This is a genomic window from Pseudomonas sp. NPDC086251 (assembly GCF_044746405.1).
In the GTDB taxonomy this organism is placed as follows: domain Bacteria; phylum Pseudomonadota; class Gammaproteobacteria; order Pseudomonadales; family Pseudomonadaceae; genus Aquipseudomonas.
In genome coordinates this window covers 117821-133531 of sequence record NZ_JBIVBY010000017.1, presented here as the reverse complement: position 1 = coordinate 133531, position 15711 = coordinate 117821, and the positions used below count along the sequence as shown (strand labels likewise).

The 15711-nt window shown below is 59.2% G+C and carries 17 protein-coding genes; 5 read left to right on the top strand and 12 right to left on the bottom strand.

Annotation, left to right across the window (positions count from 1 at the left end):
* Window positions 1–6: 6 nt before the first annotated feature.
* Both ACIPL2_RS20645 and ACIPL2_RS20640 read left to right on the top strand, forming a co-directional pair.
* The gene (locus ACIPL2_RS20645) at window positions 7–984 is read left to right on the top strand and encodes a hypothetical protein (RefSeq protein WP_401359020.1); all 978 of its coding nucleotides are present in this window, start codon (window positions 7–9) and stop codon (window positions 982–984) included.
* Window positions 981–1343 carry a hypothetical protein gene (locus ACIPL2_RS20640; protein WP_401359018.1) on the top strand — a complete coding sequence of 121 codons (363 nt, stop codon included), beginning with the start codon at window positions 981–983 and terminating at the stop codon, window positions 1341–1343. The genes ACIPL2_RS20645 and ACIPL2_RS20640 overlap by 4 nt, the downstream gene beginning before the upstream one ends.
* 106 nt (window positions 1344–1449) lie before the next feature.
* Here the strand turns inward: ACIPL2_RS20640 and ACIPL2_RS20635 are convergent, their stop codons facing one another.
* The 8 genes from ACIPL2_RS20635 to ACIPL2_RS20600 form a co-directional block, all read right to left on the bottom strand.
* Window positions 1450–2865 carry a purine-cytosine permease family protein gene (locus ACIPL2_RS20635; protein ID WP_401359016.1) on the bottom strand — a complete coding sequence of 472 codons (1416 nt, stop codon included), beginning with the start codon at window positions 2863–2865 and terminating at the stop codon, window positions 1450–1452.
* Between the two features lie 318 nt (window positions 2866–3183).
* Window positions 3184–4335 (bottom strand): acetylornithine deacetylase, encoded by a 1152-nt coding sequence (gene argE, locus ACIPL2_RS20630; protein ID WP_401359014.1) that lies wholly within the window; start codon window positions 4333–4335, stop codon window positions 3184–3186.
* Window positions 4332–5009, bottom strand: coding sequence for a DUF1028 domain-containing protein (locus tag ACIPL2_RS20625; RefSeq protein WP_401359011.1), 678 nt, complete (start codon window positions 5007–5009; stop codon window positions 4332–4334). The genes argE and ACIPL2_RS20625 overlap by 4 nt, the downstream gene beginning before the upstream one ends.
* A 145-nt stretch (window positions 5010–5154) precedes the next feature.
* Window positions 5155–5571 carry a RidA family protein gene (locus ACIPL2_RS20620; protein ID WP_059405554.1) on the bottom strand — a complete coding sequence of 139 codons (417 nt, stop codon included), beginning with the start codon at window positions 5569–5571 and terminating at the stop codon, window positions 5155–5157.
* 28 nt (window positions 5572–5599) lie between these two features.
* On the bottom strand, window positions 5600–6910 hold the full coding sequence (locus ACIPL2_RS20615; protein ID WP_401359008.1) for a flavin-containing monooxygenase: 1311 nt from the start codon (window positions 6908–6910) through the stop codon (window positions 5600–5602).
* A 353-nt stretch (window positions 6911–7263) separates the two neighbouring features.
* Window positions 7264–7752 (bottom strand): copper chaperone PCu(A)C, encoded by a 489-nt coding sequence (locus ACIPL2_RS20610; RefSeq protein ID WP_401359006.1) that lies wholly within the window; start codon window positions 7750–7752, stop codon window positions 7264–7266.
* Window positions 7752–8357: an SCO family protein gene (locus ACIPL2_RS20605; protein ID WP_401359004.1), complete on the bottom strand. Its 606-nt coding sequence runs from the start codon at window positions 8355–8357 to the stop codon at window positions 7752–7754. Before ACIPL2_RS20605 ends, ACIPL2_RS20610 begins: the two co-directional genes overlap by 1 nt.
* 102 nt (window positions 8358–8459) lie before the next feature.
* Window positions 8460–8729: a hypothetical protein gene (locus ACIPL2_RS20600; protein ID WP_401359001.1), complete on the bottom strand. Its 270-nt coding sequence runs from the start codon at window positions 8727–8729 to the stop codon at window positions 8460–8462.
* A 33-nt stretch (window positions 8730–8762) separates the two neighbouring features.
* On the opposite strand from ACIPL2_RS20600, the gene ACIPL2_RS20595 reads away from it, so the two are divergent.
* Both ACIPL2_RS20595 and ACIPL2_RS20590 read left to right on the top strand, forming a co-directional pair.
* Window positions 8763–8963 (top strand): YbdD/YjiX family protein, encoded by a 201-nt coding sequence (locus ACIPL2_RS20595; RefSeq protein ID WP_401358999.1) that lies wholly within the window; start codon window positions 8763–8765, stop codon window positions 8961–8963.
* 193 nt (window positions 8964–9156) lie between these two features.
* Window positions 9157–9957, top strand: a complete 801-nt coding sequence (locus tag ACIPL2_RS20590; protein ID WP_401358996.1) for a hypothetical protein — start codon at window positions 9157–9159, stop codon at window positions 9955–9957.
* A 39-nt stretch (window positions 9958–9996) separates the two neighbouring features.
* Here ACIPL2_RS20590 and ACIPL2_RS20585 read toward each other — a convergent pair whose 3' ends face one another.
* Both ACIPL2_RS20585 and ACIPL2_RS20580 read right to left on the bottom strand, forming a co-directional pair.
* The gene (locus ACIPL2_RS20585; protein ID WP_401358994.1) at window positions 9997–10740 is read right to left on the bottom strand and encodes a hypothetical protein; all 744 of its coding nucleotides are present in this window, start codon (window positions 10738–10740) and stop codon (window positions 9997–9999) included.
* 310 nt (window positions 10741–11050) lie between these two features.
* Window positions 11051–11299, bottom strand: coding sequence for a hypothetical protein (locus tag ACIPL2_RS20580; RefSeq protein ID WP_401358991.1), 249 nt, complete (start codon window positions 11297–11299; stop codon window positions 11051–11053).
* Between the two features lie 460 nt (window positions 11300–11759).
* Between ACIPL2_RS20580 and ACIPL2_RS20575 the strand changes: the two genes are divergently transcribed.
* Window positions 11760–12428: an ATPase gene (locus ACIPL2_RS20575; RefSeq protein WP_401358989.1), complete on the top strand. Its 669-nt coding sequence runs from the start codon at window positions 11760–11762 to the stop codon at window positions 12426–12428.
* 41 nt (window positions 12429–12469) lie between these two features.
* Here the strand turns inward: ACIPL2_RS20575 and speF are convergent, their stop codons facing one another.
* Both speF and ACIPL2_RS20565 read right to left on the bottom strand, forming a co-directional pair.
* Window positions 12470–14653, bottom strand: a complete 2184-nt coding sequence (gene speF, locus ACIPL2_RS20570) for an ornithine decarboxylase SpeF (RefSeq protein WP_401358986.1) — start codon at window positions 14651–14653, stop codon at window positions 12470–12472.
* A gap of 138 nt (window positions 14654–14791) precedes the next feature.
* On the bottom strand, window positions 14792–15676 hold the full coding sequence (locus ACIPL2_RS20565) for a serine hydrolase domain-containing protein (protein ID WP_401358983.1): 885 nt from the start codon (window positions 15674–15676) through the stop codon (window positions 14792–14794).
* Window positions 15677–15711 lie beyond the last annotated feature (35 nt).

Genomic DNA, 15711 nt, shown 5'->3' with positions numbered 1-15711 from the left:
GCTGAAATGGCAGAGCCTCTAGCGTTTATCAATTCGCAAACCCAGTCTTACGAATCCATCAAGGCGCAGTTGGGTCTGACAGGCGTTTCCAAAAACAAATTCGATGCGCTCAACAGCCATATTGCCAACACCGTGGTGCTGGCAGGGGAGCTGGTGATCATCGGTGATGCCTCTACCTTATCCAGTACCAGTCAAGAGGCGTACTTGATGGCCAAGGCACGCGAGATCCATATCGGCTTGTTGACGAACCATGTTGATGCGGACGATTTCTTTCTCGACAACTTCGATCTGCTGAAAGAGGTGCTCTCTCACGGTTCTATTGGTGCTGGCGTCGTCAGTGACGGGTGGAGTAAGCACATGGCAGCAATCGGGAAAACCCTGGAAGAGATCGAGCAGTTGCATAAGGAGTTCCTGCGCACAGGATCAGTAACCGCCAGGAAAAAGTTTTTAGCCGAGCGCGTCATCTTGTTCAGCAAACTGGAAGGGCAGCTTGCAAGGGCTGCCTCTTATGGCTCCGGGCTTCGTCATCAAGGTTCGATAAAAAGAATGCTTGGGATTTCTACCAAGCGCTATTTGCATACGGGGGAGATTGTAGGGTACGCGGAAAAAGTCGATGGCGTGGCCAAGGCTGCGAAATTGATCAAGCGCGGAACGTATATTGGTACTTCGCTAGCGGTTGCTTCTTCCGGGCTTGAGATCAGGAACGCGTGTGCGTTAGGGCGGGAGGATGAGTGCCAAAAGGCTAAGTATGTAAGTGGAGGGTCTTTAGTCGGAAGTTTGATGGGCGGTGCTGTAGGAGGTTACATCGGGGCGCCAATTGCGGCTACCGGTTGCTTTGTGGCACTGGGGATTGTTACGGGTGGTCCGGGAGCTTTAGCGTGTGTGGTAATAGGTGGAGCATTAGGAGGATTGGCTGGTGGCAAACATGGTGGAACCGGTGGGGAAATGTTAGGCGAATACCTCTACAACATGGTGGGTCAATGAATCAGGTCGAACCAGGATTGATTGTTCTATTGATATTTATACCAATGACATTTTCGTTGCTTATGGTTTCCTATTTGGCGCACGCATATATCGCACGTTTAGAGTTGCTGCTTTCGAATAGCCGGTTTGTAAAATATCACAAGGAGACATTCTCCGGATTAGGGTTTATGGGGAAGGTCGTCCGATCTGGATTTATTGTATTCGTGCTGCTGATGCCTCAATTGATGGCAAGGAGAGGAGGGGTGGACGTTGATCAGGTAAAAAACTTTCCAATCAAATTGAAAAGAATATTAGTAGGTTCATGGAGCGTTCTTTTTTTGTCTGCTATGGCGTTAATGCTATTTGTGCCGAAGGGGTGATGCGCAAATAGCGCGGCCTCGCGAGAGGTGTGACATTCAGTGTTGATGGTGAATGTCACTGCCTCTTCGCGAGCAGGCTCGCTCCCACAAAGGGCTGGGGGCTTAGTTAGACGGAGTTAGCCAGTTTCCCGCTCGACAGGCGACGCTTGTACGCCGTATCGCGGTTGGCCAGCCAGAAGTACAACGGCGAGGTAATCAGCAGACCCACCAACCAAGACAAATCCGCCCCGTTGATGTGCTCCGAGATCGGCCCGACGTACAGCGGCGTGTTCATGAATGGAATCTGCACCACGATCCCGATCGCATACGCCAGCAACGCCTGCGGGTTGTACCGGCCATAGATCCCGCCATCGACCTTGAAGATCGAGTTGATGTCGTACTTGCCTTTGTGAATCGCGTAGAAGTCGATCAGGTTGATCGCGGTCCACGGCACCAGCACCACGAGCAGCACCAGCACCATGTCGACGAAGTGGCCGATGAAGTTGGCGGAGGCGCCGACGGCGGCGAAGCAGCAGGCGGCGAGGATGATAACCGAGAGCACGGCGCGGCTTTTGGCGGTGGGGATCCAGCGGTAGGCGAAGGTTTGTACCAGGGTGATCAGTGACAGCACGGCGCCGTAGAGGTTGAGGGCGTTGTGGCTGATGACGCTGAGCAGGAACAGCACGAGCATCAACGGGCCGATGGAGCCGGTGGCGAGTTTGACGGCGTCCATGGTGTCCATGCCGACGGGCGTGGCGAGGACGGCGACGGCGCCGAAGATGAACGAGAGGCTGGAGCCGAGCACGGTGCCCAGATACGTCGTCCAGAACGTCGAGGCCACGGGTACGTCGGCCGGCAGGTAGCGCGAGTAGTCGGAGACGTAAGGCGCGAAGGCGATTTGCCAGAGTGCGGCGAGCGAGACGGTGGCGAGCCAGCCGGAGATGTTGAAGCTGCCACGGGTGAGGAAGTCGGCGGTCTGCACGTGGGTGAAGATGTAGCCGAAACCGAGCACGATGCCGGCGCCGAGCACCCACGTGCCGATGCGGTTGAGCACGTGGATGAAGCGGTAGCCGATGATGCCGATGATGCCCGAACCGAGGGCACCGATGACGATGCCCACGGGCACCGGCACGCTGTCGACCACGCCGTGCAGGGACTTGCCGGCGAGGACGATGTTGGAGGCGAAGAAGCCGATGTACATGATGCCGGCGATCAGCACCACCAGCAGGGCGCCGAGGGAGCCGAACTGGGCGCGGCTCTGGATCATCTGTGGAATGCCCATCTGCGGGCCTTGCGCCGAATGCAGCGCCATCAGCACGCCGCCGACCAGGTGGCCAACGAGAATGGCGACGATGCCCCACACCAGGTTCAGGTGGAACATCTGCACGCCGAGGGCGCCGGTGACGATGGGTAACGGTGCGATGTTGCCGCCGAACCAGAGGGTGAACAGGTCTCTTGTCTTTCCATGGCGATCTTGCGGGGGCACGTATCCTATCGTGTGTTTTTCGATGAGCGGGGCGGAGGTTGTTGCAGAGGTGACCATGACGAACTCCAAGGCAAAAGTGAGTACGTGGACGTACTTCGGTGAGCGCCGCGTGAACGACGCTTTTCTTGTTGGAGTTGATGATGTGCGGTGGGGAGTGAGAGATAAATTAGTAAGTTTGTTGGTATAGACGTTAAAAAATGTATGTCTATTGAAGGGGTGGGGTATGGGGTTTTACAGCGCCGGCGCAAGCGCCCAGAACGGCGGGTAGATAACCTGTAGGAGCGAGGCTTGCCCGCGCAGGCGGTGTGTCAGCCAACTAAAATGTTGAATGACAGGCCGTCTTCGCGGGCAAGCCTCGCTCCTACAATGACCGTGTCAGGCGGAGATAGAGGTCAGCATCCGTTGCAGCATGGTGTCGCAGCCGGTGAGTTGTTCGAGGCTGACGAACTCGTCGGGTTTATGGCCTTGGTCCATGCTGCCGGGGCCGCAGACGACGGTGGGAATGCCGGCGGCGTCGAAGAGGCCGCCCTCCGTTCCGAACGCCACGGTGCCGAACTCCCGTGAACCGGAAAATGCAGCGATCAACTCAGCGGCTTCGCTGTGCGCATCGGTTGCCAAACCGGGATACGCTGACAACTCACTGAAGCGAATCTCGCTCTGTTCACTTACCGCACGCATGCGCGGCAAAACCTGTTGCTCGGCATAAGCCTTCAACTCCTGCGCAACCTCACTCGGATCATGCGAGGGCAGGGCGCGGATTTCAAAGTCGAAGCGGCAATCGGCGGGGACGATGTTCAAGGCCTTGCCGCCGGAAATCACACCGGTTTGCACCGTACTGAACGGCGGATCAAACCGCGCGTCATGATGTTCCGGCGCTTTGAGCCGGTTGCCAATCCGCCCCAGTTCGCCGATCAGTTCGGCGGCGTATTCAATCGCATTGACCCCCAGTGGCGCGTACGCCGAGTGGCACGCTTCACCGTGAATGTCGCAGCGCATCGCCAGTTTGCCCTTGTGACCGAGCACCGGTTTGAGTTCGGTCGGCTCGCCAATGATGCACAGCATCGGTTTGACCGGGCGCTTTTCCAGTTCCGACAACAGCGAGCGTACGCCCAGGCAACCGACTTCTTCATCGTAGGACAGCGCGATGTGTATCGGCAGCCGCAACTTGGCCTTTACCAGTGACGGAACCAGCGCGAGCACGCAAGCGATGTAGCCTTTCATGTCCGCCGTGCCGCGACCATACAGCTTGCCATCGCGCTCAGTGAGCTCGAACGGCGCAACCGTCCACGGCTGACCGTCGACAGGCACTACGTCGGTGTGCCCCGACATCACGATGCCCGGTCGATCCGCCGGGCCAATAGTCGCGAACAGATTGGCCTTGCTGCGTGGCTCGTTGTAGACCATTTCGCAAGGCACGTCGAAGCGTTGGAGGTAGTCGCGGACAAACTCGATCAGGTGCAGGTTGGATTCGCGGCTCGTGGTGTCGAAGGCCACCAATTGCTTTAGCAAATCGCGGCTGGTGCTCATCGGTCGTCTCCGGCGACGCCGTAGCCAGGGGACTTGTCGGGGGCCAGGGCACGGTCGATGTAGTCCTGAACCTGTGGGCGATAGGCGTCCCACAGTTTCTCCAACTGGCCGATGGGATCTTCGTCAGCCCAATCGACCCGCAAGTTGATGATCGGCCAAGTCAGTTCGCCGACCACCACCACCGCCGCCGAATGCACCGGCCCGGCTTCACCACCCGCGGCGATAGCGGCCTTCATCGCCGCGAGCAGGCGGTCGGTCAGTTGACCTTCGCCTTGCTCGAATGCGCTGACCATGGCCTCGATCACCGCACGGTCCGCCAGCATGTTGCCGGCCGCCACGCATTGCTCGCCGGACACGGCATTGTGATTGCCCAGGGTTTGCGATCCGCTGAAATGCGCGGTGCGGCCGAGGTGGTCAATCGCCGTGATCTGTCGGTATTGGCTGTAGCCGTTGCGGGTCAGGACCTTGTCCAGCGCCTCAGCGGGTGCGAGGCCTTGCTCCATGAGCGCGAGGGTTTCCGGGCCGAGGGACGGCAGGGTGATGTTTTGTGTGGAGACGGCGCCGACACCCGGCAGCAGCCACGGGCAGCGGGCGCCGACGGCGATGCTGGAGGAACTGATCGCGATGCCGAACTGACCGGTTTCGGGGCAACGGGCGGCGATGGAGAAGGTCATGGTTTTGCTCCTTGTTTAGCCTTGGCGAAGTGGTTGTCTGGGCGGGCCTCTTCGCGAGCAAGCTTCGCTCCTACAGTGATCGAGGTCGTTGATGAAATCGGATCTCTGTAGGAGCAAAGCTTGCTCGCGAAGGCGGCGACTCGGTCTACTCAGGAATCACCGCAATCACATCAATCTCCATCAACCACTGCGGCTGCCCCAACGCCGACACCACCAACCCGGTCGAAATCGGAAACACGCCCTTAAGCCACTTCCCGACTTCCTGATAAACCGGCTCGCGATACCGCGGATCGATCAGGTAAGTCGTGGTTTTCACGATATGGCTCAGGTCGCTGCCAGCCTCTTCCAGCAACTGCTTGACGTTGCGCATCGCCTGTTCCGCTTGCGCACGCGGGTCACCAAGACCCACCAGTTTGCCCTCGAAATCGGTGCCCACCTGGCCACGAACATAAACGGTGTTGCCGGCCCGGACGGCCTGGCACAGGTCATTGTCCAGGCTCTGGTTCGGGTAGGTTTCCTTGGTGTTGAACATGCGAATACGGGTATGGGTTGGCGTGGACATGTGACGCTCCTGAAAAAAGAAAAATGGCTTAAGCGCTGACCGTGGTTTTATGGGCGACCGGGGCGGTTTCGGCCTCGCGTTGCGCCGCATCGTGGTAGTCGAGATAAGAACGCTGGATGGCGATGTGGTCGGCCACGTACTTGGCGTCGTGCCAAACACCCCAGATGAACGAGGAACCGCGACGCGATTGCCACGGCAGGCCGAGGAAATACACCCCAGGCTCGCTCGACACACCGCGCTGATGTTGCGGCTTGCCGTTGCCGTCGAAGGCGTCGACCTTGAGCCAGCTGTAATCCGTGGCAAAACCGGTGGCCCAGATGATCGAGGTCACGCCAGCCCTGGCCAGATCGAGCTCAAGAATCGGCTGGGTCACGCACTCAGGATCCGGGAAGGTGATGCGCGCTTCCGGTTCTTCCGGCAGGTCCAGGCCATTGCGCGCGATGTAGGCATCGGCGGCATTGAGCAGCGCCAGATAGTTCTCATCGCCACGCGCCAGGTTGTCGGCCAGGTTCGGCTGGAACGTCGCCACGCTGCCGTGGAATGCCTGGGTCAGGCCGACCAGCGTCATGCCGCGATGGGCCAGCCCGCGGAAGTCGACCGTGCGACCGCCATGCGCACCGCTCACGGCGATGGTCACGTGTTCGCGCCCCGGCTTCATCGCCGCCTGATCCCACTCGCCCAGCACACCCAGCCACCAGCAGAAATCACGGTTGCGATAGGCGCGAGGCGGGCGATCGTGCGCACCTACCGAGAGGTAAACCTTCTTGCCGGCACGCTGCAATTCATCAGCGATTTGCACGCCGGACGAACCCGCACCCACGACCATCACCGCGCCCTCGGGCAGTTGCGCCGGGTTGCGGTAATCAGCCGAGTGGATCTGCATGAACGGCTGATCTTTCGGCGCAATCGGCGGGATGACCGGACGCTGGAACGGCCCGGTGGCCGCCACCACGCGGTTGGCCTCGATCACGCCTTCGGAGGTTTCAATGGTGAAACCCGGGCGACCGACATTGCGCTCAACCTTCAGCACGTCGACGCCGGTGCGGATCGGTGCGTTGAATTTCTTCGCGTAGGCTTCGAAGTAGTCGGCTACACGTTCTTTCGGCGCAAACTCGTCTGGGCTGAGGTCATCAAAATCAAGGCCTGGAAACCGGTCGTGCCACGCCGGACCATTCGCCACCAGCGAATCCCAACGCCCGGTGCGCCAGCGCTCGGCGATACGGTTGCGCTCCAGCACCAGGTGCGGCACGCCGAGTTTGCTCAAGTGTTCACTCATGGCCACGCCAGCCTGACCGGCGCCAACAATCAGCGTATCTGTTTTTATTTTTTCAGTGGTCATCTCTATACCCTTCGAGTTGGATTTAGGTCGCGAACGGCCTGCCATTTCTTGGGCTCAAGACTAGGGATCACCCTGATATCGGTAAAATATTATTAAGCTGGCATTTGAGTATAAATAACTGAGGCAGAGCAGTTTGAGGCGTCTGGAACGCGGGTTTTCAAGCGAGGGTGGGGCGGGGAGCGTTTACTCAAGCGGTATACAAGGGGGAGTAATCCGGGCGATCTCGTCACACAGAAGGCCGCTGGCTAACGCTGGATGAAATCAGTCATTGGGGTGATAACAAACGAGACGTCCAGCACGCGGGTTGAGCCGTCCTTGAACGGCTCAACCATTAGCCCTGAGATCAATGTCTGTCAGTGCATCTTGCTGTGATCAACCATGCCCAGTGCCCGCGCTTCGGCTTGCACCTGGATCGTCTCTTTTTCGCCCTTGGCGTTTTCCACGATCAGGGTCAGCGGGACTTCATCGCCTTCCTTAACCTGAGCCGTCAGGTCAATCAGCATCACGTGGTAGCCATGCGGGTCAAAGCTCACTGGCTTGCCGGCCGGCAGCGCAACGGAGTCGACCTGGCGCATGCTCATCACGTCGTCTTTCATGCTGGATTGGTGGATTTGCACGGTGTTGGCGACAGGCGACTGTACGCTGAGCAGTTTGCTGTCGCTGTCGGCTTGCAGGGTCATGAAGGCGCCGGTCGACTGCTGGCCGGCCACCGACGCGCGGACCCAGGCGTCGTTGACCTGGGTTTGCGCGGATACCTGCCAAGCCATGCCGATCAGGGAAACCCCCAGTACCAGCTGTTTAACACGGCGCGAGAAAGCGGTGGTTACGCGTAGCGAATTCATTAGCAGACTTCCATGACGGTGAGCAGGTCTTCTGCGCACTCTTGGGCGGTAAGCGACGCGGACAGCCCCAGGCGCAAGTTGCCCCGGGAGTCGAAGACGTAGCTGGTGGCGGTGTGGGAAAGGGTGTAGCTGGAACCGCTCGGGACCTTTTCATAGAACACGCCGAACTCCTTGGCGGTGGCAGCGGTTTGTTCCAGCGAACCGTGCAGCGCCTCGAAGCTTGGGTCGAATGACTTGACGTAGGCGTCGAGCATTTGCGGTGTGTCGCGCTCAGGGTCGAGGGTGATGAAGATCACTTGCAGTTTCTCGCCGTCGCGGCCCATCAGTTTCTTGGCTTGCGCGGCACGGGCCAGCGTCGTCGGGCAGACCGCCGGGCATTGGGTGAAACCGAAGAAAATCATCGGCATCAGGCCGCGATAGCTGGTCAGCATCTTCGTTTCGCCCTGGGCATCCTTGAGCTTGAAGGTACGCCCCATGATCTTGTCGCTGAGGTCCTTGCCGTATTTGTACGACAGTTTGCTGCTGTCATCGCAACCGGCGAGCAAACCCAGGCTCAACAGGCTCATGCCGCGCAGGACTGTGCGACGGGTATACAACGTACTCATGGGAAAAAATCCTGTGTAGCGACGTGAGATCTACAGCGGCTGATTAATCAGACGAAAAAAGCGCGTGGATATTAACAAACTGTTGCCGTGCTCCGCACATTGTCAGACGAAGGTCTGGTTCGGTACAGCATCAGAAAACGCAGAAAAGTACAGATCAGACCAACGGGCGGGCCGGTGGTTGATACCGGCCGTCATGGTGAAACACGCATCAAATGTGGGAGCGGGCTTGCTCGCGAAGACGGCGGCACAGCCAATATTGATGTCGCCTGACACACCGCCTTCGCGAGCAAGCCCGCTCCCACAGGGTGTGTATTTCAGATAATCATCTGCGTAGGGCGCTGACACATTGCAGATACAAAAGTGCGCTTTCATGGGCCTGTCCCCACTCACAAAGAGAGCGTTGCCATGTACCGCAAACTGCAACAGGCCGCCAGATTCCTCAGCCAGAGCGCGCGTTTGATGGTCGGTGTTCCCGATTACGATAACTATGTCGCCCAAATGGCGATCAAGCACCCGGATCAGCCGGTCATGAGCCCTTCGGCGTTTATCCGTGAACGTCAGGAAGCCCGCTACGGCGGCAAACAATGCACCACGCGTTGCTGCTGAATACCTCGCCCCGCGCGCCAGTCGGCACAATATCCTCCCCATTTCCTGGCGGCTGCTAAGCTTCGATTTGGCTGCGTCCGGGCCCGTTAAAGGCCGGCCGTTGATAGCGTGACGACGGAGTACCCCTGCAGTTCCAGCGCCCACTTCACGTGAGGTGGCGAGGGACTGTCGGCAACCTGCACGGAGGCAGGCAATGGTGATCAAGCACGTGGGCAATTCGAGTGCCGAGGCGGTTCCCGAGCCACTCGATCGTGAAGAAATGGAGCAGGTTCTGTCGCTGCTGCTGGCCAGTCCGTTATTCGCCAAATCCAGGCGGATGGGCAGCCTGCTGCGGTTTTTGGTCGAACATGACCTGCAATTGTCGAACATTCCTCTGACCGAGCACGCCATCGGCATCGCGGTGTTTCGCCGTGACCCGGCGGTCTACTGCACCGGTGATGATCCGGTGGTGCGGGTGCAGATGGGCCGGTTGCGGCGCAAACTCGCCAGCCATTACGCCACCGTGGGCCAGCACGATCCCGTGCGCCTGAGCATCCCGGCCGGTTGTTATCGCCTGGCGTACCAGCGGCTGCGGCCCAAAGGGCTGGGCATGCGCCATCCCGTTCTGCAACTCCAGCCGTTTACCTGCATCACTGCCGATGGCGATGACTTTACCCGGGGCTTGTGCGAAGAGTTGAGTTGCCGGCTGTTTGAGTCGTTCGAGCAGACGCAAACCCAGGCGAACCACGTGTTGATGAAGGTGCCGCGCAGCAGTGCGAAAACACCGGAGTCGGTGCGTGCGGGGCGCAGCAGCTATTTCCTGGAGGGCAGCGTGCGGGTGGAGCCGAGCCGTGTCCGCGCCTCGGTGCGCCTGATCGATGTCGCTCAGGGGCGGATTCGCTGGTCAGAGCAGTTCGATCGCAATCGACCGTACGGCATCGCTACTCAGGAAGATCTGGCGGAGTCCATCTGTCGCTCATTGACCGGCTATTTTTCCCGTGCGGACGCCTCATGAAAGGAAGGGGCAACCGCCAGGTTGCCCCCGATGCGACGGTTACACGGTTTTCCATTTACCGTCTTCGTAGAGGCGGGTTGCATCGTTAACGGTCGTCAGGTCGATTTCGATGGCCTTGGACCGCGACGTGCTGAACATGGTGCTGGTCTGCACGTTCTGTTCGAACCACACGAGAATGGTCTCGACGGGGGTCAACACGGTATTGCCGGTGACCACCTGATTGGTGGCAACGTAGATGGGCGTGCTGACCTGCTTGCCATCGACGCCGGTGGACAACTGGTTAATGCCAGGGTGAATCGGACCATAGTCGTTCAGCAGGGTGATGGATACATCGGGGCCGCCGGTGACCGCCGAGCCCAGCAGGCCTTCCGGGCTGAGTTCCGATTGTTGCCCCAGGCCGATAGTGACGATGTTGGTCGAAACCTTCACCGTCACGTCAGCCTGAAAAGTATTGGACCCGAACAGCTGATACTGCGGCGTCCAGCTGAAGCCGTTGTTGCTCAGGTACTTGTCATAGGATTGCCAAACCACGTTATACGCTTCGTTACCGACTTTCTTGGCAAAGCACAGCTTGTAGCCCGACTGTTTGAGCAGGGTCAGATCATCGGGAGCGATTTCGATCGTGACGGACTTTTGCGTAGCCGCCAGGGTCGACGTCAACACCTTGCTGTAGTCCGACGTTTTCAGGGCCGTGGGGGCGACGCCCTGGAACGACTTCAAGGCTTCTTGCACGTCATGGTGAAGTTGCAGGCTTTGATTGCTGACAGCGCTTGATTTGCTCATGGTTTCCCTATTCCTTGGTGGTGTGTTGGGCAATCAATGGGCAGCGGGCATCGAATTGCACAAGCGGCACCCGTGACAGGTCTCCCATGCCTCCGGTGAGGGCGGCGGGCGGTGCCGATGATGTGTCACAACCCTGTAAGCACATTGACGGCTTCACTGTAGGCGAGCCGTGTGGGGCGGCGAAGTGTCTTGGCGTTACAGTCGCGAGGGCCGCTGGGCCGGTGCGGATCAGGCAGGTAACACGCTGTGTAACGCCGGTGTATCAAGGGCAGAAACAGCGGGGCGGCCGTTCGACCGCCCCACCGTGGCCTCAGTGAGCCGGGGTGCTTGCCTTCACGTCAGCCCAGACGAAGTTCCAGCTGTTGCGTTTGCCTTTGGCAATCTCGATCAGCTTGTTCTCATAGTTGGTGTGATTGACCGTGCCGGTGTAGGTCAGTTTTCGGCTCTCGTTGTTGCCCGTCACCGTGCCCGGTGTACCGCCAACGTCGGTCATGGCTTTTTTCATATCGGTTTCCGACGGGGCACTCTTATCGTTTTTTTCAACGGTTACGAAACTCATGGTGTCACCTCTTCCGTGATGGGGGGATCGGTGGACGACCGGGCCGATACGCTTTCACGTCCGTGTCATCACACCGAAGCCATACTCTATTGGTCGGTCGAGCGGTGCAGAAGTGACAACATGGCTTGTAAAGTAACAGCGCGAAGACAGCAGAAACGGGCCGCGTAACCCGGACGTATCAGCCCATCCGATGACGAAAGCACGCATGACCCTGTGGGAGCGGGCTTGCTCGCGAAGGCGGTCTGTCATTCAACATCAGTGCTGGCGGACACACCGCTTTCGCGAGCAAGCCCGCTCCCACACGGATGGGGGGACACATAAATCTCAGGCACCCTGCCGATAGCGTATCAGCCAATCATTCGTTTGATCGATGACGACCATTGATAAACGCAAGTTCTGTTTTTCCGCCAAGGGAGGAGGATAGCGTCATGTCGAACTCGCCATTGAAGGAACCTGTGCGATGAGAATGTCTACCTTGCTTGCCTTTGTTGCCGTGTTGACCGGCAGTATTGTTGCCACAATGCCTGCCTACGCGGCCGATCAGTCTTGCCATTTCCCCCCGGTAGCCGACAGCACCGCCCGCTTGCAACACGCCCAATCGGTGGGGGTGCTCTACAGCGAAAACACCGTCGAAACCCTTCAATACCTTGAGCAATATCACTCGGTGGCGCTGAACGGCGCGAAGAACCCTGCGCTGGATTCGCGGATCAGCAACGCGTTCGTCAGCAGTTCCGATCCGAAACGGGCGATCAATTGGCTGATGGGTTCGCTGCAGAAAGAATTCGCCTCGGTAACCGTCTACGACAACCTCGACGCGGTGGTGCAAGCGCATCCTGACGTGGTGGTGATGCTGGACACGTACAGCCGTCTGGTGTCGAAGCGCAACAACCAGGTCGAAGCGCGCTTCCTGGCCAAGTTCTACGACGCGAACCTGCAATACATCGGCAAGGCGCAAGGCTCACAGGAACAGCAGATGCCCTCGGTTTGGGTGCATGACAAGGCCGCCCCGCAGATCGCCGCGCAGATCGAGCAGCAAACCGCGCTGCAAATCAACGCGCTGAAGCAGTTCGATGCGTCGCTGAAAGCCCTGGTGACGTCGGGGACTGTGGCGCAAGTCGCGAACAATTGACGGCCACCCGATCGTGCATCGGGTGGCGTCATGGGCAGGGGTCAGTTCTTGATCACATAACCATAGGCGCGAATGCGACCCCCATCTTCTTTCAAGTACACGCCCTGAAGTTCCGGGGTGAAACCGGGCAGTGAGTTGATGCCATCCTCCAGCGCGAGGAAGTACTTGAGCACCGCACCTCCCCAGATTTCCCCCGGTACGACGCAGAGCACGCCGGGTGGATACGGAAGGGCACCTTCGGCGGCGATACGACCGTCCGCCTCTGCCAATGCCACCAACTCAACGTTGCCGCGAATAAACTCGAATTGGGCCGCCTGAGGGTTCATCGCCTTTTTCGGGAAGTGTTCCTTGCGGAACATTGCCTTCTGCAATTGCTGGACGTTGTGGTTGCGGTAGAGGTCGTGCATTTCCTGGCAGAGCTGGCGAATCGTGTAGTTGCGATAGCGCTCTTCGTACCGCGCGTAGATCGCCGGCAACACCCGGCTCATCGGTGCGTCATCATTGATGAAGCGTTCGAAGCGCGCGAGCTGCGCGGCCAGATGGGTCATCTTCGCCCAGTCTTCGGCCGGGGTGAGCAGGAACAGAATCGAGTTCAAGTCACACTTTTCCGGAACGATGCCGTTCTCCCGCAGGAAGTTGGCCAGGATGCCGGCATGAATCCCGAAGTCGGTGTAACTGCCATCTACAGGGTCGATGCCCGGGGTGGTAAACAGCAACTTGCACGGGTCGATGAAGTACTGCTTGTCTCCATAACCGGAGAAAGCATGCCAACGGTCTTTCGGATGAAACTCGAAAAACCGGATGTCATTGGCGATTTCTTCAGTGGGATAGTCTTCCCACGCGCGCCCTTCGATGGTGTCCGGCACGAACGGGCGGACCATGGTGCACGCTTCCAGGATCAACTTGCGCGCATCGATGCCGAACTTCACGCAGTCTTCCCACAGGCGCAAGCCACTGCGGCCGGAGTGGATGCGCGCGTTCACGTCCAGTGAGGCGAACAGCGGGTAAAACGGGCTGGTCGACGCCTGGGCCATGAACGCATTGTTGAGCCGCGCATGGTTGCAATAGCGGGCCTGGCCTTTGATGTGGCGGTCTTTCTTGTGAATCTGCGACGCCTGGGAAAACCCTGCCTGCTGTTTGTGCACCGATTGGGTGACAAAGATGCCGGGATCGTTTTCATGCAGATCAAGCAGCAGCGGCGAACAATCCTTCATCATCGGGATGAACTGTTCGTAACCCACCCACGCCGAGTCGAACAGGATGTAGTCGCACAGTTTGCCGATGCGATCGACGACTTGGCGGGCGTTGTAGACGGTGCCGTCGTAGGTCCCCAGTTGAATGATCGCCAGGCGAAACGGCCGTGGCAGGTTGGCCCTGTCCGGCGCGACTTCGCTGATGAGTTCGCGCAGGTAGGATTCTTCGAAGCAATGGGCGTCGATACCGCCGATGAAGCCATAAGGGTTGCGCGCGGTTTCCAGGTACACCGGCGTGGCGCCGGCCTGGATCAGCGCCCCTTGGTGATTGGATTTGTGGTTGTTGCGGTCGAACAGCACCAGGTCGCCAGGGGTGAGCAGGGCGTTGGTCACGACTTTGTTCGAGGCCGATGTGCCGTTGAGGACGAAGTAAGTCTTGTCGGCGTTGAACACCTTCGCCGCCTGTTTTTGCGCCAGCAGTGCCGGGCCTTCGTGGATCAGCAAGTCGCCGAGCTTGACGTCGGCGTTGCACATGTCGGCGCGAAACAGTGTCTCGCCGAAGAAATCGAAGAACTGCCGGCCAGCCGGGTGCTTGCGAAAAAACTGGCCGCCCTGGTGGCCGGGGCAGGCGAACGTCGCGTTGGCCGATTCGGTGTAATGTTTGAGCGAGTCGAAGAAGGGCGGCAGCAGGCTCTCTTCGTAAGCCTTGGCGGCCGTTTCCAGTTGGTGACCATGGTATTCGGCGTTGTTGCGCGAGGGATCAAAAATGCCGTTGACCTGCAGCAGCACCTCTTCCAGGTGTTGGTAGACGTCCCGGGCGCGTGTGCCGGTGCCGGGGGCGGTGACCAGGAAAATCGGAATATCAAAACCGGTCCGCTGGATGTCGTCCAGGGCGCCAGCGATCACATCTTCCACCGAGAATACCGCGACCGCGACGTCGGTGTAGTCGGTCTGATTGAGCGGGACCACTTCCCGTGAGGTCTGGAAACAATCAAACACGGAATCACTGGCGGCTATTTTCAAAGCTTTCATGCGGCGAATCTCCTAGCGACATTCACTTGTCTGCTGTTTTTGAAGAGATCAATGTCAAAGGGCGCCTTCAAGCTGCCCTGATCCAGAGTAATGCCAACAGTGGTTATAGATCATGACGTGGGGCAGGTTTTGATTCCTTTAGTCCTTCCCGAGGATTGCCGACAGGCGCTGCACTGCCTCTGCTTCGGCGGCACCTTCACCGGCGCCTTCATGAAACACCGCGCAACTGGCCGTATCGTTGCCATTAACGCAGCGGTAGACCGCGACGACGCTGCCCGGTCCGCCGCCGGTGTGTCCGCTCAAGGTCAGGCCACCTTCCACCGCGCCCTGCATCAGGCCCAGACCGTAACCGGGTGAAAGCCACGGGCGTCCGGGAATCGGTCCACCCAAGGCGTGCACCGTTTGCATCTCTCGCAGCAACGATTCAGGAACGAAGTGTCCGGCCAGCAGGCGGTCCAGGCACAGCGCGGCTTCATCCAGTGGGCCGACCAGCAGACCGTGATAGACCCAGCCGGGATCGTAGGTGGACGCGGCACCCATGTTTACACCCGCCAGATCGGTGCGCGTCGTGGCCAGGCGTGTGCGCATTAAGCCGAGGGGCGAGAGCACCTGCTGGGTCAGCGCCGCTTCAAGCAGCAGGCCGGTCATGCGTTCAATGAGTCTGGCGACAAACAGGTAGCCGACGTTCGAATAGCGCCAGCCATTCCCTGGTGCATAGCGCAACCGGGTGGCGTCAAGACGCTGCAGCATGTCATCGACCGGCCACGGGGTGTCAGCGCGGGCCACGGCGGCGTGGTAATCGGCGAGCTCGCCATAATCCGCCAGCCCGGCCTCGTGCCGCAGGAGTTGGCGCAGTGTGAAGGGGCCTTCAGGCACGGCGTCGTCAAGGCCGACCAAGCCATCACGCACCAGTGTCAGGGCCGCCGCCGAGAGCAGCGTTTTGGTAAAGCTCCACCAGGGAACTGGTGTCTCGGGTTGCGCAGGCGTGAGCGGGAAACCGTTGACGACAAGGGAAAAATCCATGGGTAACTGCTCTGGCTGGGGGGCGCCGGGGGAGT